Source organism: Streptomyces sp. NPDC012888 (genome assembly GCF_042900645.1).
In the GTDB taxonomy this organism is placed as follows: domain Bacteria; phylum Actinomycetota; class Actinomycetes; order Streptomycetales; family Streptomycetaceae; genus Streptomyces.
On the sequence record NZ_JBIBBM010000007.1, the window covers coordinates 1 to 24,263 of the forward strand.

Sequence of the window (24,263 nt, forward strand, 5' to 3'; positions counted from 1 at the left end):
CGCAGGCCATCGCGCAGCGACGCGACGAAGGAGCGCCCTTGACGCCGCCGCACGCCCCGGAAGGACGATGGGACGGACGGGCAACCACCCCGACGCACCCAACGCCCCCGCCCGAGTGGGCCCAGCCACCCCCACCCCCGTCCCGCTGACGAAGCCCCGCCCGAGCAGGCCCGGCCACCCCCACCCCGCTCGCGGCCCGTGAGCGGGCCGGGGCACGGGGCACCCGGCACCGGCCGGGGGAGGTCGGTGGCCGGTAGGCGGGACGGTCAGCGCCTGGCGCCGAAGTTCTGGGTCCACCACGGGCCGCCCGAGCCCTTCTGGATGCCCACGCCGATGTCCTTGAAGTCGCAGTTGAGGATGTTGGCCCGGTGACCGGGGCTCTTCATCCAGGACTCCATCACCGCCTCCGGCGTCTGCTGCCCCCGGGCGATGTTCTCGCCGTACGTCGACCAGCGGTAGCCGGCGGCCGTGGTGCGCTCCCCGGGGTCGGCGCCGTCCGGGTTGGTGTGGTCGAAGAAGTCGCGGTTCGCCATGTCCGCGGAGTGGCCCTGCGCGGCGGCGCGCAGCCGGGCGTCGTCCCTGAGCGGACCGCAGCCGGCCGCCGCCCGCTCCTTGTTGACGAGGGCCACCACCCGCGCCACCGCCCCCGTAGGGGCGGGGGAGGCCGCGCGCGGTGCCGGAGAGGTGGAACTCCTCGTCGGAGTGGCGCTCCTGGCCGTCGGCTTCGACGGACCCTTCGGTGCGGCCGGGGCGCTGGAGGGCGACCCGGACGGGGACGGCGAGGCGGAAGCCGGGGCCGACGGCGGGGCGGAGGGTGCGGGTGCCGCCGCGGAGGCCTCGGGGGCGGACAAGGCCACCACGGGGGACGCGGGGGTCCGCCGGCCGGCCTCGGCCCCGGTGCCGTCGGGCCCGGTCGCGGCGTACCAGAGGCCCCCGCCGGCCACGCAGGCGGCGGCGACGGCGGCTCCCGCGGCCCGGCGCCGGGTCTGGCGGCGCCGGCGGAGCGCGCCCCGGCCGCCGCCCGCCCCGGACCGGCCGGCCACGGTGGCGCGCCCGCTGCTCCCGGAGCCGGAACGGGGGCCCGTGGCGGTCGCGGTCGCCGGGGCGGCCTGCGCCGAGCCCGCCGGTGCCAGCCCGGCCGCCGAGCGCACCCCGGCCAGCAGGGCCGCCGACACCGGGACCAGGGCCAGGCCGGCCAGCAGGCCCTCGGCGGGGACCAGGCCGCTCCACAGGCCACCACAGCGCACGCAGTCCCGGGCGTGGCGAGCTATCCGCTTGCGCCACAGAGCCGAGGGGCGCCCGTCCCAGCCGGCCAGCACCCGCCCCAGCTCGGGGCAGGGCGGGTCGGTGTCCAGTGCGCGCACCACCACCCGGGCCGCCTCCAGCTGGGCCTTCATCCGCTGCACCCGAACGGCGGTGTGCTGCGGGGACAGCTCCAGGGCTTCGGCCACCTCGGCGCGGGTCAGTTCGCCCGCGCATTCCAGCCACCACAGGGACAGCAGCCCGCGGTCGTCGGGCTCCAGCCAGCGGGTGGCGCGCGCGGTCTCCTGGCGCTGACCCGACAGCTGCAGGCGGAGCATCGTCAGGTCGACGAAGTCGGCGCCCGGGTCGGCGATCTCCCTGGCCTCGTCCAGGGCGCCGGGGCCGGCCTGGCGGTGCTGCCAGTCCGCCCGGACCCGGTTCATGGCGATCGCCACCAGCCAGGACCGGAAGCTTTCCGGGGTGCGCAGGCCGGGCAGTCCGTCCAGTGCCCGCAGCATGGTGTCCTGGACGACGTCGTCGACGTCCCAGGAGCCGCCCAGCGCGCGCCCGACGATGTTGTAGACCAGCGGCAGGTGCGCGCTGACCAGCTCGTCCTGTGCCCGCGGGTCGCCCTCCCGGGCGGCGATGACGAGCGCCGCGAGGGCCGCCGTGTCGTGCTGTGCGTTCATGTGATGATCCCTGTCCGTGCCGCCGGTCGATGATGCCCAATGCCTGGGAGACCGTCGAGGGGGCACCGGATAACGGTTTTCCGTACGACCTTCGAAGAAATCTTCCGCGAATTCCTCCGCCTCGGCGCGGCGCGCTGCTCAGAGCAGTGGGGCGAGGGCCTCCGCGGCCGCCCGAACGGCCGGGGCGTAGGACTGCAGTTCCGCCCGGTCGGTCAGGAAGGTGACCGTGGTGACGCTGACGCCGCCGATCGGCCGTCCCCCCGGGTCGAGTACGGCGGCCCCGACGCAGCGGATCGACGGCTCGTTCTCCTCGTCGTCCACCGCGAACCCGCGGGCCCGGATCAGTTCCAGCTCCGCCGCCAGTTCCGCGGGGCCGGTCAGGGACCGGGGCGTACGGGCGGTCAGCGCGGCGGGGCCGTTCTCCCCGGTCAGGGCGGCCACTTCGGCGTCGGTGAGGTGGGCGAGGACCGCCTTGCCGATCGCGGTGGTGTGCAGCGGCATCCGCATGCCGGTGCGCGAGGCCGTGCGGAAGGGGCGGTCGCTCTCCAGTTTGCGGATGTAGGTGATGGTGTCGCCGCTGTGCAGGGCGAGGTGCACGGTCTGCCCGGTGGCCCGGCGGAGCTCCTCCAGGACCTCTCCGACACCCCGGGGTTCGCTGCCCGCGACGGCCGCGGCGAGGGCGCGCAGCCGCGGCCCCGACGCGTACCGGCTCTCGCCGGCCGGCCGGACGTAGCCCTGTTCGGCGAGGGAGGCGAGGATCCGGTGGGTGCTGGACTTGGGCACGGCGGCGGCCGCCGCCACGTCCGTCAGCCGGTGCGGCCCGCCGGGCGCCGACACCGCCTCAAGGATGCGCAGCGACTTCTCCAGCGCGGTGCCGGCCGTCGACGTGCGGCCGCCGGCCCGGGGCGTCCGTGGCGGGGGCGGCGCGGTTCCGGCGTCGATGTCGGGTTGCTGCTCGGGACCGGGCACGGAGGCCTCCGGGGGTGGGTAGAGTCGGCGCACAGGAAGTTCCGTTATACGGTACCGAGTTCCACTACGTGGAACAGGGGGGAGGGTTCCGTTGCACTCCGATTCCGATTCCGAGGCCCAGTCCGATTCCGAGGCCGATTCCGAGTCCGAAGCCCCGTCCGAGGCCGCGCCCTGGTCCTGCTTCCGGGCCGGGAGCTGCCATCCGTACGCGGCCATCGCCGCCCAGCGGCTGCTGCCGGTCCTCCGTAACACCTCGGCCGACGAGGCCGTCCGGCAGACCACCGACCTGCTCGCGGCCGGCTGCCGCGTGGTGGAGCTGACCACCTCCACGCCCGGCTGGGCCGGTGCCGTCGCCCGGACGGCCGCGCTCGCCGATGCGCACGGCCGGCCGGCGCTCGTCGGCACGGGCACCGTGACCACCGCCCGCGAGGCCCGTACCGCGCTCGACGCCGGAGCCGCCTTCCTGGTCTCGCCCTACCCGGCGCCCGAGGTACGGGCCGAGGCCGACCGCCGGGGAGCGGTGTTCATCGAGGGCGGGTTCACCCCCGGGGAGATCGCGGCGGCCGTGCGTGCCGCCGGCGCCGCCAAGGTGTTCCCGGCCCATGCCGTCGGGCCGGGGTTCGTCCGTTCCGTCAGGGCCGTGCTCCCCGACGCGCTGATCGTCCCCACCGGTGGCATCCGGCCCGACGGGGTCCGGCCCTGGCTCGACGCGGGGGCCGCGGCCGTCGGTGTGGGCGCCGGGCTGCCGGACGACCCCGCCGAGCTCGCCGCGCTGTTCGCCGGGCTGGCCCGCCACTGCGCTTGTGCCTGTGGCTGTGGCTGTGGCTGTGCTTGTGCCGGCTGCGTGGTGGAGGGGCGGTCGTGAGCGCGGCGTCGGCGGCCGGGGCGGGGTCCCGGCCCGCCGGGGGGTACGACGTCCTGGTGCTCGGCGAGGTGCTGGTCGAGATCCACGCCGACCGTGCCCTGCACGAGGCCGCTGACGGCACCGCGGCCCGCATCTCGTACTCCGGGGACGCCCTGAACGCGGCCGCCGCGGCTGCCGCCGCCGGGGCGCGGACCGCCCTGCTGGCCGTCGTCGGCGAGGACGAGCTCAGCGTTCCCCTGCTGGAGCGGGCCGCCGCCCTGGGCGTCGACGTCAGCCACGTCCGGCGTTCGCCGCGGCCCAACGGCGCGTACCTGTTGTCCGCGGACGGGGAAGGGGGACGGGAGTTCGTGTACTGGCGTACGGGGAGCGCCGGTTCCACGCTCGGCCCCGAGCACGTGGAGGGGTGGCGTCCGCTGCTCGGCTCGGGCGCGGCGCTGATCACCAGCGGCATCACCGGTGCGCTCGGGCCGGGCTGCCGGGAGGCGGTGGTCGCCGCGGCGGAGGTGGTGCACGCGGCCGGCGGGCACCTCTCGTACGACCCCAACTACCGCGCGCGGCTCACCACCCCGGGCGAGGCCCGCGCCCTGCTCGCCCGCGTCGCGCCGCTCACGGGGCTGCTCAAGACCTCCTGTCCGGCCGACGCCCGCGCCCTGGTCGGCACGGGTGATCCGCGGGCCGCCGCGGAGCGGTACCGGGGGCTGGGGGCGCGGGCGGTCGCGGTGACCGCGGGGGCCGGGCGGCTGCTCCTGCACGACGGCGACAGGGCCGGCTACCTGCCGGTGCCGGCCAACCCCCGTCCGGTGGACGCCACCGGGGCCGGCGACTGCTTCACCGGCACGGTCACGGCCCGGCTGGCCCTGGGCGACCCGCTCGGCGTGGCCGCCGCGTACGGGGTGGCGGCGGCGTCCCTGTCGGTCTCCGGCCGCGGGGGTACGGGGCGGGTGCCGGGCTTCGCGGAAACGGAGGCGTTGGCGGCGGGTCAGCCCCTGGCTTGGGGCTGACCGGGCCTGCCCTGCGGGCCGGTGCCCGGTGCGGGGCGGAGTGCCCGCTGCGCGGCTGTGGCTCCGCCCTGGCCCGCTCAATCGCCGCTCGGGCTTGGTCTCGCCCGGCGGGGGTGTGGCCCTGCGGGCCGGTTCCGGTGGGGCAATCCAGCCCCTCCGGCGTTTGAGGAGCGGGGTTCGGGGCGGAGCCCTGTGTGCTCGGGGGGAGCGTTGGCTGTGCGGCTGTGGCGCCGCCGGGGCCCGCTCAATCGCCGCTCGGGCTTGAAGTGCGGCCCGGCTTCGCCAGGCGCCCCGGGGCTTCGCCCTGGCCCGCTCAATCGCCGCTCGGGCTGGAGTGGCTCGGCGGGGGTGTGGTCCTGCGGGCCGGTTCTGGGCGGGAAATCCAGCCCCTCCGGCGTTTGAGGAGCGGGGTCGGGGCGGGGCCCCGGGTGAGGGTGGGGCGCCGCCGGGACGGGGGTGTCTCGCGGCCCGGCGGCGCCGGTCGGCGGCGGGGTCAGCGGCCCCGCAGGCCCCGGTCGACGGCGGTGATCAGCTCGCCGTCCGGGGTGTCCGCGTCCAGCGACCAGAACATGGCCCCGCCCAGCCCGCGTTCGCGGACGTACGCCGACTTGGCGCGCAGCACCCACGGGTCGTCGTACGTCCACAGCGTGGTGCCGTCGAACAGCCAGGCGTGGCCCCCGCGCAGGTCCCGGTGGAGCCGGTACCGGCCGCTGTCGGCGAGCTGCTTCAGCGCCTCGTAGTCCTCGTAGCCGGGGGCCCAGGTGGCCGGTGCGGGGCCGGAGGCGGGCCGGCCCATGCCGTCACCGCCGCCGGTGACGCCGGTCCAGCCCTGACCGTAGAACGGCATGCCGACCACCAGCTTCTGCGCCGGGGCGCCGCGCCGCAGCCACGCGTCCACCGTGCCGTGGACGCTGAAGTCCCCCCGCGCGTACAGGGCGGACTGCTGCGCGGTGGTCCGCTCGCCCGACACGTGGAAGTCGTAGCCCTGGAGGGTGACGAAGTCGAGGTCCCGCATGACGCGGCGGACCTCGAAGCCCGCGTCGATCTTCGCGGGCGCGGCCGGTACGAAGGCCGTCAGTTCGTACGCGCGCTTCCCCGCGCGGCCCAGGGCGTCCAGCTGGGTACGGAACTCCCGGACCAGCTCGGTGAAGTTGTGCTTGTCCTCCGGCCGGAACCGGGTGTCGGTGTCCCCCTCCGAGCCCGGCCACTCCCAGTCCAGGTCGATGCCGTCGAACAGGCCGGCGGCGGCGCCCGGGCCGCCGCGGGAGCCGTCCTGGGGCAGGTTGCCCTTGATGTAGAGGTCGATGCAGGACTCGACGAAGGCCTTGCGGGAGGCCGGGGTGAGGGCGGCGTCCGAGAAATGCGTGGACCAGCTCCAGCCGCCCAGCGAGATGAGCACCTTCAGGTGCGGGTGCTTGGCCTTCAGTTCGCGCAGCTGATTGAAGTTCCCGGCGAGCGGCTGCTGCCAGTCGTCGGCGACGCCGTCGACGGAGTCCGTGGCGTCCAGGGGGCGTACGTAGTCGGCCCAGGCGTCGGCCTCGCCGGGCACGTTGCCGGTGAAGCACCGGCCGTCGGGACCCACGTTGCCGAAGGCGTAGTTGACGTGGGTGAGCTTGGCGGCCGTGCCGCTGGTGTCCAGGTCCTTGACCTGGAAGTCACGCCCGTAGACGCCCCACTGCGTGAAGTACCCGACGCGCTTGAGCGCACGGCCGGGGTGACGGTCGGCTCCCGAACCGGTGTCGGCGCCGGCGGCGGGCGCGAACGCGGCCAGCAGGGAGAGGGAGCAGGCGGCGACGGCCAGCCTGCCGAGCATGCTGCGGCGCATGGGCTTCCTTTGCGTCAGGAGGCGGGAGGATGCGGCGTGCGGCGGTGCATGCGCGAAGGTATTGGTCTGGACCAGGCTGGTCAAGGGGAGGAACCGGCCGCCCGGAGAACGGAGTCGGGACCCGTTGTCCGCGCCGCCGTTCCCCGGCGCCGCCGGCCGGGCGGAGCCCGCGCCAGTGGTCGGCCGCACGGCTGACACCGACGCCGCGATCGCACCCGCCGCGCGAGTCGTCGTGCGGAATCCGGTGGCGGGGCGACGGCTGTGGCGTGAAGGATCACCGGATGCCTGAAGTGGAGCTGTCCGAAGGGACCATCACTCTGTCCCCCCTGCGTCCGGACGATGTCGAGGCGCACCTCGCCGGGGAGGACGAGCTGCTCGTCCGTTGGCTCAACGGCGGTCCCGGCACGCGGGAGGGAGTCGACGCGTACTTCCGGCACTGCCGGGAGCAGTGGGACACCGGCGGGCCACTCCGCGCGTTCGGCGTCCGGACGGGTGCCGACCAGGTGCTCGCGGGCACGATCGACTTGCGGTTCGCAGGAGAGGGCCTGGCGCCCGGCCAGGTGAACGTCGCCTACGGCCTCTATCCGTCCTGGCGGGGGCGCGGCCTGGCGACCCGCGCGGTCCTGTTGGCGTCCCGGTACGCGGCGGGTGAGGGCGCGGCGGAGGCGGTGATCCAGGTGGAGCCGGAGAATCCCGCGTCTGCCGCAGTCGCGCGGCGGGCAGGGTTCACCCTGGGCAAGCCGACGCGCAGCAAGGACGGCACGCGCTTCGACCGGTACGTCGGGGACCTGCACGCCGTCGCCCGGTGACAACCGACGGTTACGGGCCGGCCCGCAGTCCGACAACGCTGTTCTGGCGCTGGGGGTGCACGGAGTCCGTTCGTGCCACCCGGTCGCCGTGCTCCGGTCGGACGAGCCAGGCCGTCGCGGTGGCACGATCCGGTTCCGGAGGGGCGTAGCCTCGGCAGCGGCCGCCGGCGGACCCCGGGCCGACGGGTACCCCATACGCCACCACCCGCGGAGGAACCGACCGTGAAGTACGCCTTCTCCACCCTCGGCGTCCCGGGCCGCACCATCGCGGAGGCCGCCGCCCTCGCCGCGGAGCACGGCTTCGACGGGGTGGAGCTGCGCGCCCACCCGGAGGAGCCGCTCCACCCCGGAACCGGATCCTCCGACCGCGCCGCCGCCGTCCGCACGCTCGCCGCCGCCGGGGTCGAGGCGCTCACCGTGGCCGGTTACGCCCGGGTCGCCGCGCCGGGGGAGGACGACCTCGTGGTCGCCGAACTGCTGTCGCTGATCGTGCTCGCCGCCGACCTCGGGGCCCCGTTCGTCCGGGTGTTCGCCGGCGGCCGCGGGCTGCCGGAACGCGCGGCCGACGCCGCCGCCGTACGCCGGCTCGCCGCCGCTGCGCCCTTCGCCGAGCGCCACGGCGTCCGGATCCTGCTGGAGACCCACGACTCGCACCGCACCGGCGCCGCCACCGGCCGGGTGCTGGACGAGGTCGGGCATCCGGCCGCCGGCGCCCTGTGGGACGTACTGCACACCTGGCTGGGCGGGGAGGAGCCGGCCGCCTCCCGCCGCGCCCTGGCCCGGCACCTGGCGTACGTCCAGGTCAAGGACGTGGCCTCGCCCCGCGAACTCACCCCGCTCGCGCTCGGCGCCGGGGTGCTGCCGCTCGCCGAGGCCGTGGCGGCCGTACCGCCCGGCGGGTGGGTCTGCTGGGAGTACGAGAAGCGGTGGTACCCCGGCTCCGCCGAACTGCCCGGGCAGCTGACCCAGGGCCGCGAGTACCTGGCGGGCCTGGCCCGGGTTCAGGCGGACCGGGCCAGCCGGCGCGGGTCCACCGGGTGACGGAACGGCAGCCCGCGCGCGTACCGCTCCACCTCGGACACCGCGAGCTCCGCCAGCCGGGCCAGTTCACCGCCCAGCGAACCCGCGACGTGCGGGGTGAGCAGCACGTTCGGCAGGGTGAACAGCGGTGAGCCGGCGGGCGGCACCTCCGGCTCGGTGTGGTCGAGCACGGCGTTCAGCCGGCCGGTGACCAGCTCCCGGAGCAGCGCCCCGGTGTCGACGAGGGAGCCGCGGGCGGTGTTCACCAGGGTGGCGCCGTCGGGCATCAGCGCCAGCCGTTCCGCGTCCAGCAGGTGCCGCGTCTCCGCGGTGGCCGGGGCGTGCAGGCTCACGACGTCGGCGTGGCGCAGCAGTTGCTCCAGCGTGCACGGCTCCGCACCCAGCGCGGCCAGCTCCGCCGGGTCCGCGTACGGGTCGTGCACCAGGACCCGGAAGTCGAAGGGGCGCAGGAGCTCCAGCACCCGGCGGCCGACCAGGGAGGCGCCCACGAGGCCGACCGTACGGCGGTGGTTGCCGGCGTCGGGGTAACGCGCGAGCAGGTCGACGGGGGCGCGGTCGGTGCGGTAGGCGTGGGCGGCCTGGAGCACGCGCTTGTTCGCGAACAGGATCGCGGCCAGGGTGTACTCGGCGACCGGCACGGCGTTGGCGGCGGCCGCGCTGGACACCACCAGGCCCCGCTCCCAGCAGGCCGCGGTGACGTGGGCCTTGACACTGCCGGCCGCGTGCACCAGGGCGCGCAGCCGGGGCATCCGCCGCAGCGCGGACGCGTCCACCGGCGGGCAACCCCAGCCGGTGACCAGGACCTCGGCCTCCCGCATCCGGTGGTCCAGGGCGGTGTCCGGCGGCACCGCGAAGTCGGTGGCCAGCAGCGCGGGGTCGACGTCGGCGACCCGGAGCAGCGAGGGGAGGGCCTCCGGCGAGCCGAACACGGCGGACCGGGTGGCGGCGCTCATGGCGAGCAGGGCGACGGGACGGCGGGTCACTGGGCGGCTCCTGCGGTCACGGGTCGGTCGTCGGGGACCAATCTGGCCGCCCTGGCCGCCCGGGACAACGCCCGCCGCGCGCTCACGGCCGGGTCGTACCGAAGCCGTCGCGTGGCTGTCGGGCCGGGGGGCGCGGTCTGGACGGTGGGGGAGGGGGTTTCTATATTCGCCACCGACCGGCATTCCCACGCTCGGGAGTCAGCCCATGCTCACGTACGATCAGGACGGCTTCCGGCGCGCGGGCCGGTCACACCGCGTCATCTCCGGTGCCCTGCACTACTTCCGCGTCCATCCCGCCCTGTGGGAGGACCGGCTCCGCCGGCTGCGCGCCATGGGCGCCAACACCGTCGACACCTACGTCCCCTGGAACTTCCACGAAACCGCCCCCGGCAAGGCCGACTTCACCGGCTGGCGCGACCTGGGCCGGTTCCTGCGCACCGCCGCCTCCCTCGGCCTCGACGCCGTCGTCCGGCCCGGGCCCTACATCTGCGCCGAATGGGACTTCGGCGGCCTGCCGGCCCGGCTGCTCGCCGTCGACGGCCTGCGGCTGCGCTGCTCCGACCCGGCCTTCCTGGCCGAGGTCTCCGCCTGGTTCGACCTGCTGGTGCCGGAACTGCTGCCACTGCTGGCCGGCAACGGCGGCCCGGTCGTCGCCGTCCAGATCGAGAACGAGTACGGCTCGTACGGGAACGACGCCGCCTACACCGCCCACGTCGAGACCGCCCTCAGCGAACGCGGCGTGGACTGCCTGCTGTTCACCGCCGACGGCCCCGAGGACGCCATGCTCCAGGGCGGCACCCGCCCCGGCCGCCTCGCCACCGCCACCTTCGGCGCACGCCCCGCCGAACGCCTCGCCGCGCTGCGCCGCTACCAGCCGACGGGCCCACTGGCCGCCATGGAGTACTGGATCGGCTGGTTCGACCACTGGGGCGAGGACCACCACGTACGCGACGTCCGGAACGCCGCCCACGCCCTGGACGAACTCCTCGCCACCGGCGCCTCCGTGAACATCTACATGGCCCACGGCGGCACCAACTTCGGCTTCTGGGCCGGTGCCAACCACACCGGCTCCCGGCCCTGCGAACCCGGCTACCAGCCCACCGTCACCAGTTACGACTACGACGCCCCGATCGGCGAGGCCGGCGAACTCACCCCCAAGTTCCACGCCTTCCGCGAGGTCATCGGGAAGTACACCGATCTGCCCGCCGGTCCGCTCCCCGAGCCCCCGCCCCGGCTCGCCCCGCAGCGGGCCGTGCCCACCGGAACGGCCGCCCTGCTGCCCGCCCTCGACCTGCTCTCAACCCCCGTGCACCGCCCGGCGCCCGAACCGATGGAGAAGCTCGGCCAGGACTTCGGGATGATGCACTACCGGACGTCCGTCACCGGCCCCCGCCCGCCCATGCCCGTCCTCATCGACGGCCTCGGCGACCGGGCGTACCTCTTCGCCGGCGGGCGGCCGCTCGGCACCGTCGACCGCAACGCCCCCGACGAAGGGCCCGACCTGTCCGTCGGCGAGGAGGGCGTCGTGCTCGACGTCCTCGTCCGCGCCCAGGGACGGGTCAACTACGGGCCGCTGCTCGACGACCGCAAGGGCGTCTGGCGCGGTGTCCGGCACGGCCACCAGCAGCTCTTCGGCTGGGAGATCCGGCCCCTGCCGCTCTCCGACCTCTCCGCCCTCGCCTTCACCGACGACCCCGGTACGGCAGGCGCCCCCGGCCCGGCCTTCCACCGGTTCGCGCTCACCGTGCCCGCCCCCGCCGACGGATTCCTCGACCTCACCGGCTGGACCGCCGGCCTGGTCTGGCTCAACGGCTTCCTGCTCGGCCACCACGACAGCGCACGCGGCCCCCAGCGCACCCTCTACGCCCCCGCCCCGCTCTGGCACGCCGGCACCAACGAGGTCGTCGTGCTCGAACTGGAGCGCCCCGGCCCCTACCTGGACCTCCGCGACACCCCCGACCTGGGCCGGCCCACCCCCTTCACCCCGCACTGACACCCCCGAGGCTCGCCCGGGGGATAGCGTGCGACCATCCACTGACGAGGAGTTGCACACACCATGCGCTACGTCCCCCTGGGCAGTTCCGGCCTCCACGTCTCCGCCATCGGCCTCGGCTGCAACAACTTCGGCGGCCGGCTCGACGAGGCCGGCACCCGTGCCGTGGTCGACGCCGCCCTGGACAGCGGCATCACCCTCTTCGACACCGCCGACATCTACGGCGGCCGCGGTGGCTCCGAGAGCCATCTCGGCAAGGCCCTCAAGGGGCGCCGCGACCAGGTGGTGCTCGCCACCAAGTTCGGCTACGACGGCGTGGACATGGGATACGGCCCGGCCGTCGGCGCCCGGGGCGGCCGCGCCTACGTCCGGCGCGCGGTCGAGGAGTCCCTGCGCCGCCTGCGCACCGACCACATCGACCTCTACCAGCTGCACAGTCCGGACCCCGCCACCCCGATCGCGGAGACCCTCGCCGCCCTCACCGAACTCGTCGCCGAGGGCAAGGTCCGCTACATCGGGCACTCCAACCTCAGCGGCTGGCGGCTCGCCGAAGCCGCCCACACCGCCCGCGAGACCGGCGCCGTACCCTTCGTGTCGGCGCAGAACGAGTGGTCGCTGCTGGAGCGCTCCGCCGAGCGGGACCTCGTGCCCGCCGCCCGCCACTACGGCGTCGGCGTCCTGCCGTACTTCCCGCTCGCCAACGGACTGCTGACCGGCAAGATCCGGCGCGGTGCGCCCGTCCCGCCCGGCTCCCGCCTGGAGGGCCGCGACGCCTACCTCACCGAGGCCCGCCTCGACGTGGTCGAGGCCCTCGCCGCCCTCGCCGAGAAGCACGGCCGCACCGTGCTGGAGCTGGCCGTCGGCTGGCTCTCCGCCCAGCCCGGCTGCTCCTCCGTGATCGCCGGCGCCACCTCCGCCGAGCAGGTGCGGGCCAACGCCGCCGTCGCCGACCGCCCGCTCGACGACGCGCTCCTCGCGGAGGTCACCGCCGTCGCCGACGGGGCCGGGCCCGGGGCCGCCACCGCCGGCTGAGCACCGGTCGAGGCCGCGGGCCCGTCCGCCGTGCCCGGACCCGCGGGTCCCGCACGGCGGACGGACCGAGGGTGGAGCCGGCTTCAGGGGCCGGCTTCAGGACACGATGTCCTTGCGGGCGAACCCGCGGAACGCCAGCGCCGTCAGGACCAGCGCGTACGAGACCGACACCGCTGCACCCTTGGCCATCCCGCCCCACTCCAGCTGCGGCTGCAGGGCGTCCAGCCAGGCGAACTGCCAGTGCGCCGGCAGGAACTCCCGCCAGTCGCCCAGCGCCGTCACCGCGTCCAGCACGTTCCCGACGATCGTCAGGCCCACCGCGCCGCCGACCGCGCCCAGCGGGGCGTCCGTCCGCGTCGACAGCCAGAACGCCAGCCCCGCCGTCACCAGCTGGGACACGAACACGTACCCGGCGGCCAGCGCCAGCCGGCCCAGTGTCTCCCCGGCCGGCAAGGCCCCGCCGGTGGGCAGCTCCAGCGGCCCCCACCCGTAGGCGACCGACCCGACGGCCAGCGCCACGGCCGGCAGCAGCAGCATCGCGGCCAGGCTGAAGCCCAGCGCGACGACCAGCTTGCTCCACAGCAGCCGGGCCCGGGGCACCGGCGAGGCCAGCAGGTAGCGCAGCGAGGACCAGCTGGCCTCCGAGGCGACCGTGTCGCCGCAGAACAGGGCCACCGGAACCACCAGGAGGAAGCCGGCGGAGACGAACAGGCAGGTGGCGGCGAAGTTCGCGCCCGACTGGGTGGCCGTGTCGATCAGGGTGACCCGGCCGGCGCCGCCGCGGTCGTCGTCCGGCCCGCCGCCCACCGCGAAGGCGACGAGCATCACGAACGGCAGCGCCGCCAGCACTCCGCCCATCACCAGCGTCCGCCGGCGCCGCCACTGCCGCAGCGCCTCCACCCGCAGCGGCAGCGTCCGTCCCGGCCGGTAGCCGGGCGCCGTACCGGCCGTCCCGGGCGTCTCCGCCGTCGCGCGCGTACCCGCCGCCCTCATGCCGGTCCTCCGATCAGGGTGAGGAACGCGTCCTCCAGCCTCCGGTGCGGGCCGACCGCGCTGACCGGCACGTCCAGCCGTACCAGCTCGGCGATCAGCTCGGCCGCCGTGGCACCCTCCAGCCGCACCAGCAGCCCGTCCTCGGTGACGGTCACCGCACCCACTCCCTCCAGGGCCGCGACCTTGCCGACGACCACCTCCGTCACCGGCCCGGCCGGCTTCACCAGCAGTGTGTCCCCGCCGCCCGTGATCTCGGCCACCGGGCCCGCCGCCACCCGCCGTCCCCGGTCCATGACGACCAGGTGCGTGCAGGACTGCTCGACCTCCGCCAGCAGGTGGCTGGAGACGATGACGGTGCGTCCGCCGGCGGCGTAGCGGATCATCACGTCCCGCATCTCGCGGATCTGCGGCGGGTCCAGACCGTTCGTCGGCTCGTCGAGGATCAGCAGGTCGGGCAGCCCCAGCATGGCCTGTGCGATCGCCAGCCGCTGCCGCATGCCCTGCGAGTACGTCCGTACGGCCCGTTCCAGCGCGTCGCCCAGACCGGCGATCTCCAGGGCCTCCGCCATGTGCGAGTCCCCGGCCGGGCGGCCGGTCGCCCGCCAGTACAGCTCCAGGTTGGCCCGGCCCGACAGGTGCGGCAGGAACCCGGCGCCCTCCACGAACGCCCCGACCCGCGAAAGCACCGGCGAGCCGGCGTGCACCGGCTGCCCGAACACCCGGATCTCCCCGGCGTCCGGCGAGATCAGCCCCATCAGCATGCGCAGGGTGGTGGTCTTCCCTGCGCCGTTCGGGCCGAGCAGCCCCAGCACCTGGCCCGGCTCCACCCGGAACGACAGGTCCCGCACCGCGTACCGGTCCTCGGCCCCGGCGTACTTCTTGCTCAGGCCGGTGATCTCCAACGGCACCCGTACGTCGGCGACCGGAGCTCCCGCGTCCGGCCCGGCCGGACCCGCCGCGGCCGGAGCCCCGCCCGCCCGGCGGCGCCGTCCCACCGTCAGCAGCAGTACGGCCAGCACGGCCGCACCGAGCGGAAGCCCCCACGTCCAGGCGGGCAGCCCCGCCGCGGCGGTCCGCACCCCGTCCGCGACCGGCACCTGCAACGGCCCCCGCACGGTCACCGTGTACCCGGCCGGGGCCGCCGGGGTGGCGTACCCGAGGTCGGTGGCCGCGACCACCAGCCGCAGCCGGTGCCCCGCCTCCACCTTGTGGTCGATCGCCGGCAGCCGCAGCTCCACCGTGGCACCCGCCGTGGCGCCGGTCACCCGGACCGGGGCCACCAGCTGGCTCGGCAGCACCTGCTGCCGCCCGTCCGGCCCCACGTCGTACACCTTGCCGAAGAGCACGGCGGAGCCGTCCGCGGCGGTCGACCGCACGGTAACCCCGACGGTCGGGGTTCCGGTGATCCGCAGCTCGGTGTCCAGCGGCGCGGAGTCGAAGCGGGCGAACTGGCCGGGGAAGTCCACCGCCACGCCGGTGCCCAGCGCGGCGAGCGCGCCGCCGCCGAAGCCGGGCAGCGCGGACAGGCCTGGCGGGGCCCCGCCGGCGGGGTTGGCGAAGGCCTGCTCGCGGCCGGTGAGCGGGAAGGGGCGCGGTGAGGACGTCAGGCCCGGGTAGCGGTCCGCGGACGCCCCGCGGACCCGGACGTCGCCGTTGGTGGTGTCGATGCCGCCGGTGCGGGTGACCCGGAACGCGGGGCCGGTGTCGGCGTGCTCGTCGCCCTTCAGGTAGCGGTCGAACCAGGACGCGGTGCGGTCCGCCACCCGGGCGGACTCGTCCGTGCCGCCGTCGTGCCCGCCCGCCGTCCAGTCCACCGCGACGGGGGCCCCGTTGGCGGAGATCGCCCGGGCCATCGCGTCGGCGTGGTCCAGCGGGAACAGCGAGTCGGACTGCCCCTGCACGATCAGCGCCGGCACCTTGATCCGGTCGCCCACCGCCGAGGGGCTGCGGGCCTCCAGCAGGGCGCGGGCCTCCGCGTCGGGTGCTCCGGCCACCGCCACCCGTTCGTACATGGCGCACAGCACGGGCTGGAACCTGCCGCAGCCCGGCGCGCCGGCACCCTGGGCGGCGCCGGGGGCAGCGTTCCCCGGGGCCGTGTTCCCGGCGGCCGTGTCCCCCGGGGCCGTGTTCCCGGCGGCCGTGTCCCCGGGGGCCGTGTTCCCGGTGGCCGGGGCGGCCGGCGGAGGGGCGGCCCCGGCACCGGCGGCCGCGCCACCGGTGAAGAACACGCCGGCCCACAGCTTCTTGAACACGCCGTTCGGGAACAGCGCGTCCGCCAGGTTCCAGTACGTGATCTGCGGGGCGATCGCGTCCACCCGCCGGTCGTGCCCGGCCGCGAGCAGGGCGATGGCACCGCCGTACGAGGCGCCGGCGACGCCCACCCGGGGGTCGCCGTCCGCGTCGAGCCGTACCTCGGGCCGCTTCGCCAGCCAGTCGATCAGCCGCGAGACGTCCTTGACCTCGAACTCGGGATCGTTCAGGCCGATCCGGCCGCCGGAGCGGCCGAAGCCCCGCGCCGACCAGGTCAGCACGGCGTACCCGTCCCGGGCCAGCCGCTCGGCCTGCGGGCGCAGGTCCTCCTTGCTGCCGCCGAAGCCGTGTCCGAGCAGCACCGCGGGACGCTTGCCCGGGCCGGCGCCGCCGGAGGTGAAGTACGAGGTGTCGATCGCCGCGCCGGGCATCTCCAGCACCTGGTCCTGCCGGTCCACGGGCGGCGAGTCCCCGGCCGCCGACGTGGCGGTCCAGGTCCCGGCCCCCGCGAGCAGGGTGAGGGCGGCGGCGCCGGCGAGCATGCGGTCGCGGCGGCGCCGGGGCAGTCGGAGCTTCATACCGGCACCCTACGGCGGCGGGGCCGCCCGGTCCGAGCACCCCGGGGGGTACACCGCCTCCTGCCCGGGGCGTACGCGGGGGTGGACGCGTACCGCGGGCGCGGTACGCGGTCCCCGCCCGGCCGGCGGGGCACGTGCGCCGCCCGCGGGCCGCCGTGCCGTGCTCGCCGCCCGTGCCGTGCTCGCCGCCGGTGCCGCGCCCGGCGCAGGTGCCGTGCTCCCCGCCGGTGCCGCGCCCGGGCCCGTCCGACCTGCGCGAGGGCCGCCGGGGCGGGACGATGGCGGCATGCTGCTGGCCGACGTCGCCCGCGTGTCCCGGGAGGTCACCGAGACCTCCGCCCGGTCGCGCAAGGTCGCCCTGCTCGCGGAGCTGTTCGCCGCCGCCCCCGCCGACGAGGCCCCGCTGGTCATCTCCTACCTCGCCGGCCGGCTCCCGCAGGGCCGGCCCGGCATCGGCTGGCGGGCCCTGGCGCAGGACGTGCCCCCGGCCGGCCTGCCCACCCTCACCCCGGCCGCGGTCGACTCCGCCCTCACCGCCCTGACCGGCGTGGCGGGCACCGGCTCGCAGGCCGCGCGGCACCGGATCGTCGGCGGCCTGCTCGGCGCGGCGACCGCCGAGGAGCAGCGGTTCCTGCGCGGCCTGCTGTCCGGCGAGGTCCGCCAGGGCGCCCTGGACGCGGTGGCCCTGGAGGCGGTGGCCCGGGCGGCCGGGGTGCCCGCCGACCGGCTGCGCCGCGCCGTCATGCTGGACGGCTCGCTGCCCCGGGTGGCCGGGGCGGTGCTGGCCGGCGGGGCGGCGGCCCTCGACGCGTTCGCGATGCGGGTCGGGCAGCCGGTGCAGCCGATGCTCGCCGGCACGGCGAAGTCCCTCGCGGAGGCGCTGGCCGCGCTCGCGCCGTGCAGCGTCGAGGAGAAGCTCGACGGCATCCGCGTGCAGGTCCACCGGGACGGCGACGAGGTGCGCGTCTACACCCGGTCGCTGGACGAGATCACCGGACGGCTGCCCGAGGTGGTGGAAGTGGCCAGGGCGCTGCCCGAGCCGTGCTTCGTGCTCGACGGCGAGGTGATCGCCCTCGGCCCGGACGGCCGCCCGGTGCCCTTCCAGGACGTGGCCGGCCGGGTCGGGTCCCGGCTGGACGTGGCGGCCGCCCGGGCCGCGCTGCCGGTGGCCCCGTACTTCTTCGACGTCCTCGCCACCGGCGACCGGATGCTCCTCGACCTGCCCGTCCGGGAGCGCTACGCCGCCCTGGCCCGGCTGCTGCCGGAGTCCGCGCGGGTGCGCCGCCTGGTCGTCGACGACGCCGACGCGCAGGCCGCTCCGGCGGGGGAGTTCTGGGCCGAGACCCTGCGCCGGGGCCACGAGGGCGTGGTGGTCAAGGCGCTGGACTCGCCGTACGCGGCGGGCCGCCGGGGCAAGCAGTGGCTCAAGGTGAAACCGGTGCACACCCTGGACCTGGTGGTGCTGGCGGCCGAGTGGGGCCACGGCCGGCGGGCCGGCCTGCTGTCCAACCTCCACCTGGGGGCCCGGGCCGCCGACGGCGGGTTCGTCATGCTCGGCAAGACGTTCAAGGGACTGACCGACGAGATGCTGCGCTGGCAGACCGGCCGGCTGCGCGAACTGGCCACCGGCGACGACGGGTTCACGGTCCGGGTCAGGCCCGAGCTGGTGGTGGAGATCGCCTACGACAGCGTGCAGCGCTCGCCCCGGTACCCGGGCGGGGTGACGCTGCGCTTCGCCCGGGTGCTCCGGTACCGCACCGACAAGACCGCCGACCAGGCCGACACGGTGGAGACGGTGCGCGCGGCGCCCGGCGCCGCCGCTTCCGGGTAGCCCCTGAGGGCCCGGGCCTGGGTGCGGGTCCGGGAGGGCGGCGGCGCCGGGGGAGCGGGTCAGCGTACGGGGGCGGCCGCCGGGCCGGTGAGGGTGCTCGGCCGCCGACGCCTCGCGCGTGCCGCACCTGGCCGCCGTGGGCGGCCGCTGGGGCGAACTGGCCGCCCGAGACGGCTACCGCGAGGGCCTCCGTGCCTTCGTGGACGGCCTCCTGCCCCCACCGCCGACCCCGCCCGCCGCGACCGCCCTGCCGGCCCCGCCGGCCCCGCCCGCCCCGCTCGCATGACGCTGGCGGCGGACCGGGGTGCGTGACAACCTGTGGCCGTGATCATCAGAGTGAGTGAAGCGCGCGTACGCCCCGACCGTTTCGACGCGTTCCGCGACATGATCGTCGCCGCGGTGCGCGACTTCCCCGACCTGCACCCGGGGCTGGTGGCCCACGAGGTGCTGCTGGCGCCCCCCGACTCGCTGCTGTACGTCAGCCGGTGGCGCGGCGAGGAGGACCTGGTGGCCTACGCCGGAGAGCACTGGCGTGACCAGCCCGTGGTCCTTCCGGGCGAGGACGAGTACCTCCTCGCGCCGCTCCGGGTACGGCACTTCACGTCCACCACTCCTTAGCCGCCGTGCCGCTACGCGGCCACCCGGCCCGTCCGGCGGGCGGCGGCCGCGGCGCGGGCCGGGGCCCAGGCCCACAGGGCGATGGCGATGAAGAGCACCTGCTCGGGAATCCTGAACCACAGCGGCGTCGCCGGCTCCCCGTCGAGCGTGATCCCGGCGACGGCCGCGTGGACGTTGGCCGGCAGCATCACGACGAACAGCGCGGCGAGACCCAGCCCGGCCATCGGCCGCGTGCTCTCCCGGACGAGCCCGGCGGCGCCGAGGAGTTCCAGGACGCCCGTCGCGTAGACCACGAGCCGGGGGAACGGCACGAACGGCGGGACCATCGCGACCAGGTCGTGGTGGCCGGGCATGGGCCCCAGGTCGGACGGGACGAAGTGGGCGCTCGCCGTGAACACCAGCATGGCCGCGAGGCCGTGCAGCACGGACACCCGCCAGGTAGCGAACCGTACGACGCCGAACGCGCCGAGCAGCCGGAACAGGACGGTGGGAACGGCGATGAGCATGAGTGTGCCGAGCATGAGAGGAAGTTCCTTTCGATGGGTCGGTCGCGTTCAGGCCCTCGTTGGAAGCCGGCCCTGTCGAGGGTGCGAGACACCCTCGATAGAATGGATAATAGCGTTATCCATTATCCGTTGGCGAGAGGATCGAGCAGATGAAGGTCTCCGAGCTCAGCCGGCGCACGGGCGTGCGCGTGCCGCTGATCAAGCACTACCTGCGCGAGGGGATGCTGCCCCCGGGCCGGGCCACCGCGTCCAACCAGGCCGAATACGGCGAGGACCACGTCCGCCGGCTCCGTCTCATCCGCACCCTGATCGCGACGCGCGGGCTGTCGGCCGGTGCGACGAAGGAGATCCTGGACGCGATCGCCGCCGGTCAGGAGGACCTGCACCAGGTCTTCGGGATCGTGCTGGGCGTCCGCCCGGCCGCACTGGAACGGGAGCCGCACCGCGAGCGCGCGGCCGGCTCGGAAGCGGCGTCGCCGGAGCCGGCGTCGCCGGAGCCGGCGTCGGCGGGGTCGGCGGCGGGGCCGGAGTCGGCGGGTCTGGCCGACGCGCGCCGGCTGATCGCGGAGATGGGGTGGGACGTCTCCCCGGGCAACCCTGCCGCCCGCACCGTGGCGGAGGTCCTGACCGCGCTCGCCGGCCTGGAAGCGGACATCGACTGGCGCGGCCTGCTGCCCTACGCCCGTCTCGCCGACGGCATGGCCGACGAGGACATGCGGCAGATGCGGGGCGACCGCGACCTGCTGGCCCAGGCCGAACGGGCCGTCCTGGTCACGATCCTCCTCGAACCCGCCCTGCTGGCGCTCCGCCGCCTGGCCCAGGAGTCCAAGTCGGCCCGGCACTTCGGCGGCGCCCGGCCGCCCGGCGGCGCGGACGAGGGCTGAGGCCCGGCTGCCGCCGGGGGGCGCCGAGTAGGCCATAAGGCACGCTTATGGGGTGATAACCAGACCCCGGGTACCAGCTTAGGTAAGCCTTAGTTTAGGGTTCTCTTGATCACGTCCTGCCGTCCGAAGGGAACCCCCATGCCTCGCCCCCTGCGCGTAGCGATCGTCGGAGCCGGCCCCGCCGGGATCTACGCCGCCGACGCGCTGCTGAAGTCCGAGGCAGCCGCCGAACCGGGCGTGTCGATCGACCTGTTCGAGCGGATGCCGGCCCCCTTCGGTCTGATCCGCTACGGCGTCGCCCCCGACCACCCCCGCATCAAGGGCATCGTCACCGCCCTGCACCAGGTGCTCGACAAGCCGCAGGTCCGGCTCTTCGGCAACGTCGACTACCCGGCCGACGTCTCGCTGGACGACCTGCGTTCCTTCTACGACGCGGTCATCTTCTCCACCGGCGCCACCGCCGACCGGGCACTGGACGTCCCCGGCGTCGACCTGGACGGCTCCTACGGCGCGGCCGACTTCGTCTCCTGGTACGACGGCCACCCGGACGTGCCCCGCACCTGGCCGCTGGAGGCGGAGAAGGTCGCCGTCCTCGGCGTCGGCAACGTCGCCCTCGACGTCGCCCGCATCCTCGCGAAGACCGCCGACGAACTGCTGCCCACCGAGATCCCGCCGAACGTGTACGACGGACTCAAGGCCAACAAGGCCCTGGAAGTCCACGTCTTCGGGCGCCGCGGCCCGGCCCAGGCCAAGTTCAGCCCGATGGAGCTGCGCGAACTCGACCACTCCCCGTCCATCGAGGTCATCGTCAACCCCGAGGACATCGACTACGACGAGGGCTCCATCACCACCCGCCGCTCCAACAAGCAGGCGGACATGGTCGCCAAGACCCTGGAGAACTGGGCGATCCGCGACATCGGCGACCGCCCGCACAAGCTGTTCCTCCACTTCTTCGAGTCGCCCTCCGAGATCCTCGGCGAGGACGGCAAGGTGGTCGGCCTGCGCACCGAGCGCACCGCGCTCGACGGGACCGGCAACGTCAAGGGCACCGGCGAGTACACGACCTGGGACGTCCAGGCCGTCTACCGCGCCGTGGGCTACCTCTCTGACGAACTCCCCAAGCTGCCCTGGGACGTGGAGTCGGGCACGGTCCCGGACGAGGGCGGCCGGGTGGCCGAGGCGGGCGAGCCCGTGCCGTCGACGTACGTCACCGGGTGGATCCGGCGCGGCCCCATCGGCCTGATCGGGCACACCAAGGGCGACGCCAACGAGACCGTCGCCAACCTGCTGGCCGACCACGCGGCCGGCCGCCTGCTCACTCCGGCCACGCCGGAGCCGGAGGCGGTGGACGCGTTCCTCGCCGAGCGCGGTGTGCGCCACACCACGTGGGAGGGCTGGTACCGCCTCGACGCCGCGGAGAAGGCGCTGGGCGAGCCGCAGGGCCGCGAGCGCGTGAAGATCGTCGAGCGTGAGGACATGCTCCGCGCCAGCGGTGCCTGACGGGCGCCCGCGCCCTCCTTCTCCGGCCCGGTCCCGCAGTGCACGCCCCGCACTGCGGGGCCGGGCCTTTTGCCTCAGAGGCAAGCCGCTTTGCCGGTGAGGCAACTCTCTGGCTCAATCGGACGTATGGACGACGCCGAAGACGAGCTCCCCTCGGTCGCCCCGCAGCTGCGCGCCCTGCGCCGCCGCACCGGGCTGACCCTGGAGGCCGCCGCCGCCCGGGCCCGGCTCTCCCCGGCCCACCTGTCCCGTCTGGAGACGGGGCAGCGCCAGCCCTCGCTGCCGCTGCTGCTGGAACTCGCCCGCACCTACGGCACCACGGTCTCGGAGCTGCTGGGGGAGACCCCCGCCGTCGCCGACCCCATCGTACGGGCCGGTGCTCCGGGGGCCCGGGAGGCCGACGGCTGGACGTACTGGCGCGCGGGCGGCTCCGGCCGCGGGATGCAGGCGCTGCGCGTGCACGTTCCGTACGGGCGGCCGCAGGGGGACCTGGTCCGGGTCCACCCGGGCGAGGAGTGGCTCTACGTGCTCCAGGGGCGGCTGCGGCTGCACCTGGGAGAGGCGGAGTACCGGCTGGAGCCGGGCGACAGCGCGCACTTCGACTCGCTCACCCCGCACCGCATCGGCGCGGCCGGCGCCGCCGGGGCGGACCTGCTTTTCGTCCACACCCTGCTGCAGAGCAGCCTGGCCGGGGTGTGCCTCGGCGGCGCTGCCGCTCCGCGATGAAGGAGACCCGCGTGACCGAGACCCCGTCGACCCCCTCGACCCCGTCGACCCCCTCGAAGCCATCGGAGATCGAGTCGAAGTTCCCGCGCGGGCTGGTGATCCGGCTGATCGCGTACCTGTTCGTCGGGCACCTGTTCGCGTTCTTCGTGTACCTGCTCTTCGTGCTCGGCGCCAGCAACCAGTAGCGGCCGTCGCCGCAGCCGCGCGGCCCCTTCCCCCGCGACTCGAACGCCGGCGAGGCTGAATTCGCCGCCTACGCCGGGCGGAGTGGCGCGCGGCGCACCGAGGGGGCTGGCCTCCGGCCGGCGCAGCCGCGCTAAGCCCCGGACTCCGGCCGGCGATCAGGCGGCGGTTCCAGGGGCGGCGCCGTGACCTGGCACTGGACGCGGCACTGCGGATGCGCCGCCCCCGCGAGGTCCGCCGGGCGCCGCACCGTCGCCCACGCCAGCACTGCCCCCGCCACCAGCAGTCCCGCGCACCACACCATCGCCCACCCGAAAGCCGCGTCGAACGCGGCCGGCGTACGGTACGCCTCCGGCCCCATCCCCGACAGCAGCGGCAGGGCCGCCACTGCCAGCAGGCCCGCCGCCCGGGCCGCCGCGTTGTTGATGCCGCTGGCCAGCCCGGCCCGGCCCGGGTCGACCGAGGCCAGCACCGCCGAGGTCAGCGGCGCGACCAGCGTCGCCAGGCCGAGGCCGAGCACCGTCATCGCGGGCAGCACGTCCGCCCCGTAGGAAGCCGACGGGCCGGCCCGCATCATCAGCAGCATCCCGGCCGCACAGACCAGCGGGCCCACGGTCAACGGGATCCGTGGCCCGATGCGCTCGCCGAGCTCTCCCGCCCGGGCCGACAGCAGCAGCATGATCACCGTGGTCGGGAGCAGCGCCGCGCCGGCGGCCAGAGCCGAGTACCCGGAGACCACCTGGAGCTGGAGCACGGCCAGGAAGAAGAAGCCGCCCAGGGCCGCGTACACGGCCAGCGTGACCAGGTTGACGGCGGTGAACTGCCGCGAGGCGAAGATCGACGGCGGCAGCATCGCGTTCGGGCGCCGCCGCTCCACCAGCACGAAGGCCACGCCCAGCAGCACCCCGGCGACCGCGGCGCCGGCCACCCACCCCGTCGCCGAGTAGGCCTCGATCAGCGCGTACGTCACCAGGCCGAGCGAGAGCGCCCCCAGCGTCGCGCCCAGCACGTCGAACCGGCCCGTGGCCTGCGGGTCCCTGGTCTCGGGTACGTAGCGCAGGGCGACCGGCACGCACAGGGCCGCCAGCGGCACGTTGATGAGGAACACCCAGCGCCAGCCGGGGCCGTCCACCAGCCAGCCGCCGAGGAACGGTCCGACCGCCGCCCCCACCCCGCCGAGCCCGGACCACAGCCCGACGGCCCGGGCCCGGTCGTCCGGGTGCAGCGAGGACTGGATCAGCGCCAGCGAGCCGGGGGTGAGCAGCGCGCCCCCGACGCCCTGGAGGGCGCGGGCGGCGATCAGCACCCCGGCGTTGGGGGCCAGCCCGCACAGCAGGGAGCCGGCCGCGAACCACACCGTGCCGATCACGAACACCCGGCGCCGGCCGAACCGGTCCCCGAGCGCACCGCCGACGAGGATCAGCCCGGCCAGCGTGAGCATGTAGGCGTTGACCGTCCACTGGAGCACGGCCAGGTCCGCGTCCAGGTCCTCGCCGATGCGGGGGAGGGCCACGTTGACCACCGTCGAGTCCAGCAGGGCCATGGTCGACCCGAGGACGGTGGTGAGCAGGATCCACCGCCCGCGCGCGGAGGCGAGCCGGATCCCGGGGGACGGTGTGGAGGGCGCGGCGGGTACGGACGGTGCCATGCCTCCAGGCTGGCCGCCCCGGCGCGACCGGGCCACCGGAACCGGCGGCGGGCCCCGGCACCCCGGAACGGGCTGTCGGCGCGCTGCCGCCCGGTGG

Annotated in this window: 21 protein-coding genes; 13 read left to right on the forward strand and 8 right to left on the reverse strand. The window is 75.7% G+C overall.

Annotation, left to right across the window (positions count from 1 at the left end; all coding sequences use genetic code 11):
• Positions 1 to 266: 266 nt before the first annotated feature.
• A complete protein-coding gene (locus ACFY61_RS14210; protein WP_389471319.1) occupies positions 267 to 1,931 on the reverse strand; it encodes a sigma-70 family RNA polymerase sigma factor in 1,665 nt (554 codons plus the stop codon).
• 138 nt (positions 1,932 to 2,069) lie between these two features.
• Entirely contained in the window at positions 2,070 to 2,900 is an 831-nt protein-coding gene (locus tag ACFY61_RS14215; protein WP_389471321.1) for an IclR family transcriptional regulator, read from the reverse strand.
• Positions 2,901 to 2,991: 91 nt separating this feature from the next.
• On the opposite strand from ACFY61_RS14215, the gene ACFY61_RS14220 reads away from it, so the two are divergent.
• Together ACFY61_RS14220 and ACFY61_RS14225 are read left to right on the forward strand one after the other, a co-directional pair.
• On the forward strand, positions 2,992 to 3,765 hold the full coding sequence (locus ACFY61_RS14220; protein WP_389471323.1) for a bifunctional 4-hydroxy-2-oxoglutarate aldolase/2-dehydro-3-deoxy-phosphogluconate aldolase: 774 nt from the start codon (positions 2,992 to 2,994) through the stop codon (positions 3,763 to 3,765).
• The gene (locus ACFY61_RS14225) at positions 3,762 to 4,766 is read left to right on the forward strand and encodes a PfkB family carbohydrate kinase (RefSeq protein WP_389471325.1); all 1,005 of its coding nucleotides are present in this window, start codon (positions 3,762 to 3,764) and stop codon (positions 4,764 to 4,766) included. The genes ACFY61_RS14220 and ACFY61_RS14225 overlap by 4 nt, the downstream gene beginning before the upstream one ends.
• Positions 4,767 to 5,259: 493 nt before the next feature.
• Here the strand turns inward: ACFY61_RS14225 and ACFY61_RS14230 are convergent, their stop codons facing one another.
• A complete protein-coding gene (locus ACFY61_RS14230; RefSeq protein WP_389471328.1) occupies positions 5,260 to 6,591 on the reverse strand; it encodes a glycoside hydrolase family 18 protein in 1,332 nt (443 codons plus the stop codon).
• Positions 6,592 to 6,872: 281 nt separating this feature from the next.
• Here ACFY61_RS14230 and ACFY61_RS14235 point away from each other — a divergent pair, with 281 nt between their 5' ends.
• Together ACFY61_RS14235 and ACFY61_RS14240 are read left to right on the forward strand one after the other, a co-directional pair.
• Positions 6,873 to 7,400, forward strand: coding sequence for a GNAT family N-acetyltransferase (locus tag ACFY61_RS14235; protein WP_389471331.1), 528 nt, complete (start codon positions 6,873 to 6,875; stop codon positions 7,398 to 7,400).
• 222 nt (positions 7,401 to 7,622) lie between these two features.
• Positions 7,623 to 8,441, forward strand: a complete 819-nt coding sequence (locus ACFY61_RS14240; protein WP_389471333.1) for a sugar phosphate isomerase/epimerase family protein — start codon at positions 7,623 to 7,625, stop codon at positions 8,439 to 8,441.
• On the opposite strand, the gene ACFY61_RS14245 is transcribed toward ACFY61_RS14240, so the two are convergent.
• On the reverse strand, positions 8,402 to 9,394 hold the full coding sequence (locus ACFY61_RS14245) for a hydroxyacid dehydrogenase (protein WP_389472058.1): 993 nt from the start codon (positions 9,392 to 9,394) through the stop codon (positions 8,402 to 8,404). The genes ACFY61_RS14240 and ACFY61_RS14245 overlap by 40 nt on opposite strands.
• A 235-nt stretch (positions 9,395 to 9,629) precedes the next feature.
• On the opposite strand from ACFY61_RS14245, the gene ACFY61_RS14250 reads away from it, so the two are divergent.
• Complete coding sequence (locus tag ACFY61_RS14250) at positions 9,630 to 11,417, forward strand: beta-galactosidase family protein (RefSeq protein ID WP_389471335.1); 1,788 nt, start codon at positions 9,630 to 9,632, stop codon at positions 11,415 to 11,417.
• A gap of 63 nt (positions 11,418 to 11,480) precedes the next feature.
• Positions 11,481 to 12,449: an aldo/keto reductase gene (locus tag ACFY61_RS14255; RefSeq protein ID WP_389471337.1), complete on the forward strand. Its 969-nt coding sequence runs from the start codon at positions 11,481 to 11,483 to the stop codon at positions 12,447 to 12,449.
• Positions 12,450 to 12,545: 96 nt separating this feature from the next.
• On the opposite strand, the gene ACFY61_RS14260 is transcribed toward ACFY61_RS14255, so the two are convergent.
• On the reverse strand, positions 12,546 to 13,442 hold the full coding sequence (locus ACFY61_RS14260; RefSeq protein ID WP_389471340.1) for an ABC transporter permease: 897 nt from the start codon (positions 13,440 to 13,442) through the stop codon (positions 12,546 to 12,548).
• Entirely contained in the window at positions 13,439 to 16,270 is a 2,832-nt protein-coding gene (locus ACFY61_RS14265; protein WP_389471343.1) for an alpha/beta fold hydrolase, read from the reverse strand. Before ACFY61_RS14265 ends, ACFY61_RS14260 begins: the two co-directional genes overlap by 4 nt.
• 286 nt (positions 16,271 to 16,556) lie before the next feature.
• Here ACFY61_RS14265 and ACFY61_RS14270 point away from each other — a divergent pair, with 286 nt between their 5' ends.
• The 3 genes from ACFY61_RS14270 (at position 16,557) to ACFY61_RS14280 (ending at position 18,719) form a co-directional block, all read left to right on the forward strand.
• The gene (locus tag ACFY61_RS14270) at positions 16,557 to 18,101 is read left to right on the forward strand and encodes an ATP-dependent DNA ligase (RefSeq protein WP_389471346.1); all 1,545 of its coding nucleotides are present in this window, start codon (positions 16,557 to 16,559) and stop codon (positions 18,099 to 18,101) included.
• 118 nt (positions 18,102 to 18,219) lie between these two features.
• A complete protein-coding gene (locus ACFY61_RS14275; RefSeq protein WP_389471348.1) occupies positions 18,220 to 18,387 on the forward strand; it encodes a hypothetical protein in 168 nt (55 codons plus the stop codon).
• Between the two features lie 38 nt (positions 18,388 to 18,425).
• The gene (locus tag ACFY61_RS14280; RefSeq protein WP_389471351.1) at positions 18,426 to 18,719 is read left to right on the forward strand and encodes an antibiotic biosynthesis monooxygenase; all 294 of its coding nucleotides are present in this window, start codon (positions 18,426 to 18,428) and stop codon (positions 18,717 to 18,719) included.
• 11 nt (positions 18,720 to 18,730) lie between these two features.
• Here ACFY61_RS14280 and ACFY61_RS14285 read toward each other — a convergent pair whose 3' ends face one another.
• Positions 18,731 to 19,240 carry a hypothetical protein gene (locus ACFY61_RS14285; RefSeq protein ID WP_389471353.1) on the reverse strand — a complete coding sequence of 170 codons (510 nt, stop codon included), beginning with the start codon at positions 19,238 to 19,240 and terminating at the stop codon, positions 18,731 to 18,733.
• A gap of 134 nt (positions 19,241 to 19,374) precedes the next feature.
• Here ACFY61_RS14285 and ACFY61_RS14290 point away from each other — a divergent pair, with 134 nt between their 5' ends.
• The 4 genes from ACFY61_RS14290 to ACFY61_RS14305 all read left to right on the forward strand — a co-directional run bounded on the left by ACFY61_RS14290 (position 19,375) and on the right by ACFY61_RS14305 (position 22,520).
• On the forward strand, positions 19,375 to 20,109 hold the full coding sequence (locus tag ACFY61_RS14290; RefSeq protein WP_389471356.1) for a MerR family transcriptional regulator: 735 nt from the start codon (positions 19,375 to 19,377) through the stop codon (positions 20,107 to 20,109).
• Between the two features lie 138 nt (positions 20,110 to 20,247).
• Positions 20,248 to 21,609 carry an FAD-dependent oxidoreductase gene (locus ACFY61_RS14295; RefSeq protein WP_389471359.1) on the forward strand — a complete coding sequence of 454 codons (1,362 nt, stop codon included), beginning with the start codon at positions 20,248 to 20,250 and terminating at the stop codon, positions 21,607 to 21,609.
• Between the two features lie 126 nt (positions 21,610 to 21,735).
• Positions 21,736 to 22,335 (forward strand): helix-turn-helix domain-containing protein, encoded by a 600-nt coding sequence (locus ACFY61_RS14300; RefSeq protein ID WP_389471362.1) that lies wholly within the window; start codon positions 21,736 to 21,738, stop codon positions 22,333 to 22,335.
• Positions 22,336 to 22,346: 11 nt separating this feature from the next.
• Positions 22,347 to 22,520 (forward strand): DUF6126 family protein, encoded by a 174-nt coding sequence (locus tag ACFY61_RS14305; protein ID WP_389471365.1) that lies wholly within the window; start codon positions 22,347 to 22,349, stop codon positions 22,518 to 22,520.
• 131 nt (positions 22,521 to 22,651) lie between these two features.
• On the opposite strand, the gene ACFY61_RS14310 is transcribed toward ACFY61_RS14305, so the two are convergent.
• On the reverse strand, positions 22,652 to 24,166 hold the full coding sequence (locus ACFY61_RS14310) for an MFS transporter (protein ID WP_389471368.1): 1,515 nt from the start codon (positions 24,164 to 24,166) through the stop codon (positions 22,652 to 22,654).
• Positions 24,167 to 24,263: the final 97 nt, after the last annotated feature.

Excerpts from the sequence above, each read along its gene's own strand:
- ACFY61_RS14210 (WP_389471319.1), bottom strand. The coding sequence starts at position 1,931 with ATGAACGCACAGCACGACACGGCGGCCCTCGCGGCGCTCGTCATCGCC.
- ACFY61_RS14230 (WP_389471328.1), bottom strand. The coding sequence starts at position 6,591 with ATGCGCCGCAGCATGCTCGGCAGGCTGGCCGTCGCCGCCTGCTCCCTC.
- ACFY61_RS14235 (WP_389471331.1), top strand. The coding sequence starts at position 6,873 with ATGCCTGAAGTGGAGCTGTCCGAAGGGACCATCACTCTGTCCCCCCTG.
- ACFY61_RS14245 (WP_389472058.1), bottom strand. The coding sequence starts at position 9,394 with ATGAGCGCCGCCACCCGGTCCGCCGTGTTCGGCTCGCCGGAGGCCCTC.
- ACFY61_RS14250 (WP_389471335.1), top strand. The coding sequence starts at position 9,630 with ATGCTCACGTACGATCAGGACGGCTTCCGGCGCGCGGGCCGGTCACAC.
- ACFY61_RS14255 (WP_389471337.1), top strand. The coding sequence starts at position 11,481 with ATGCGCTACGTCCCCCTGGGCAGTTCCGGCCTCCACGTCTCCGCCATC.
- ACFY61_RS14260 (WP_389471340.1), bottom strand. The coding sequence starts at position 13,442 with ATGAGGGCGGCGGGTACGCGCGCGACGGCGGAGACGCCCGGGACGGCC.
- ACFY61_RS14265 (WP_389471343.1), bottom strand. The coding sequence starts at position 16,270 with ATGAAGCTCCGACTGCCCCGGCGCCGCCGCGACCGCATGCTCGCCGGC.
- ACFY61_RS14270 (WP_389471346.1), top strand. The coding sequence starts at position 16,557 with ATGCTGCTGGCCGACGTCGCCCGCGTGTCCCGGGAGGTCACCGAGACC.
- ACFY61_RS14285 (WP_389471353.1), bottom strand. The coding sequence starts at position 19,240 with ATGCTCGGCACACTCATGCTCATCGCCGTTCCCACCGTCCTGTTCCGG.
- ACFY61_RS14290 (WP_389471356.1), top strand. The coding sequence starts at position 19,375 with ATGAAGGTCTCCGAGCTCAGCCGGCGCACGGGCGTGCGCGTGCCGCTG.
- ACFY61_RS14295 (WP_389471359.1), top strand. The coding sequence starts at position 20,248 with ATGCCTCGCCCCCTGCGCGTAGCGATCGTCGGAGCCGGCCCCGCCGGG.
- ACFY61_RS14300 (WP_389471362.1), top strand. The coding sequence starts at position 21,736 with ATGGACGACGCCGAAGACGAGCTCCCCTCGGTCGCCCCGCAGCTGCGC.
- ACFY61_RS14310 (WP_389471368.1), bottom strand. The coding sequence starts at position 24,166 with ATGGCACCGTCCGTACCCGCCGCGCCCTCCACACCGTCCCCCGGGATC.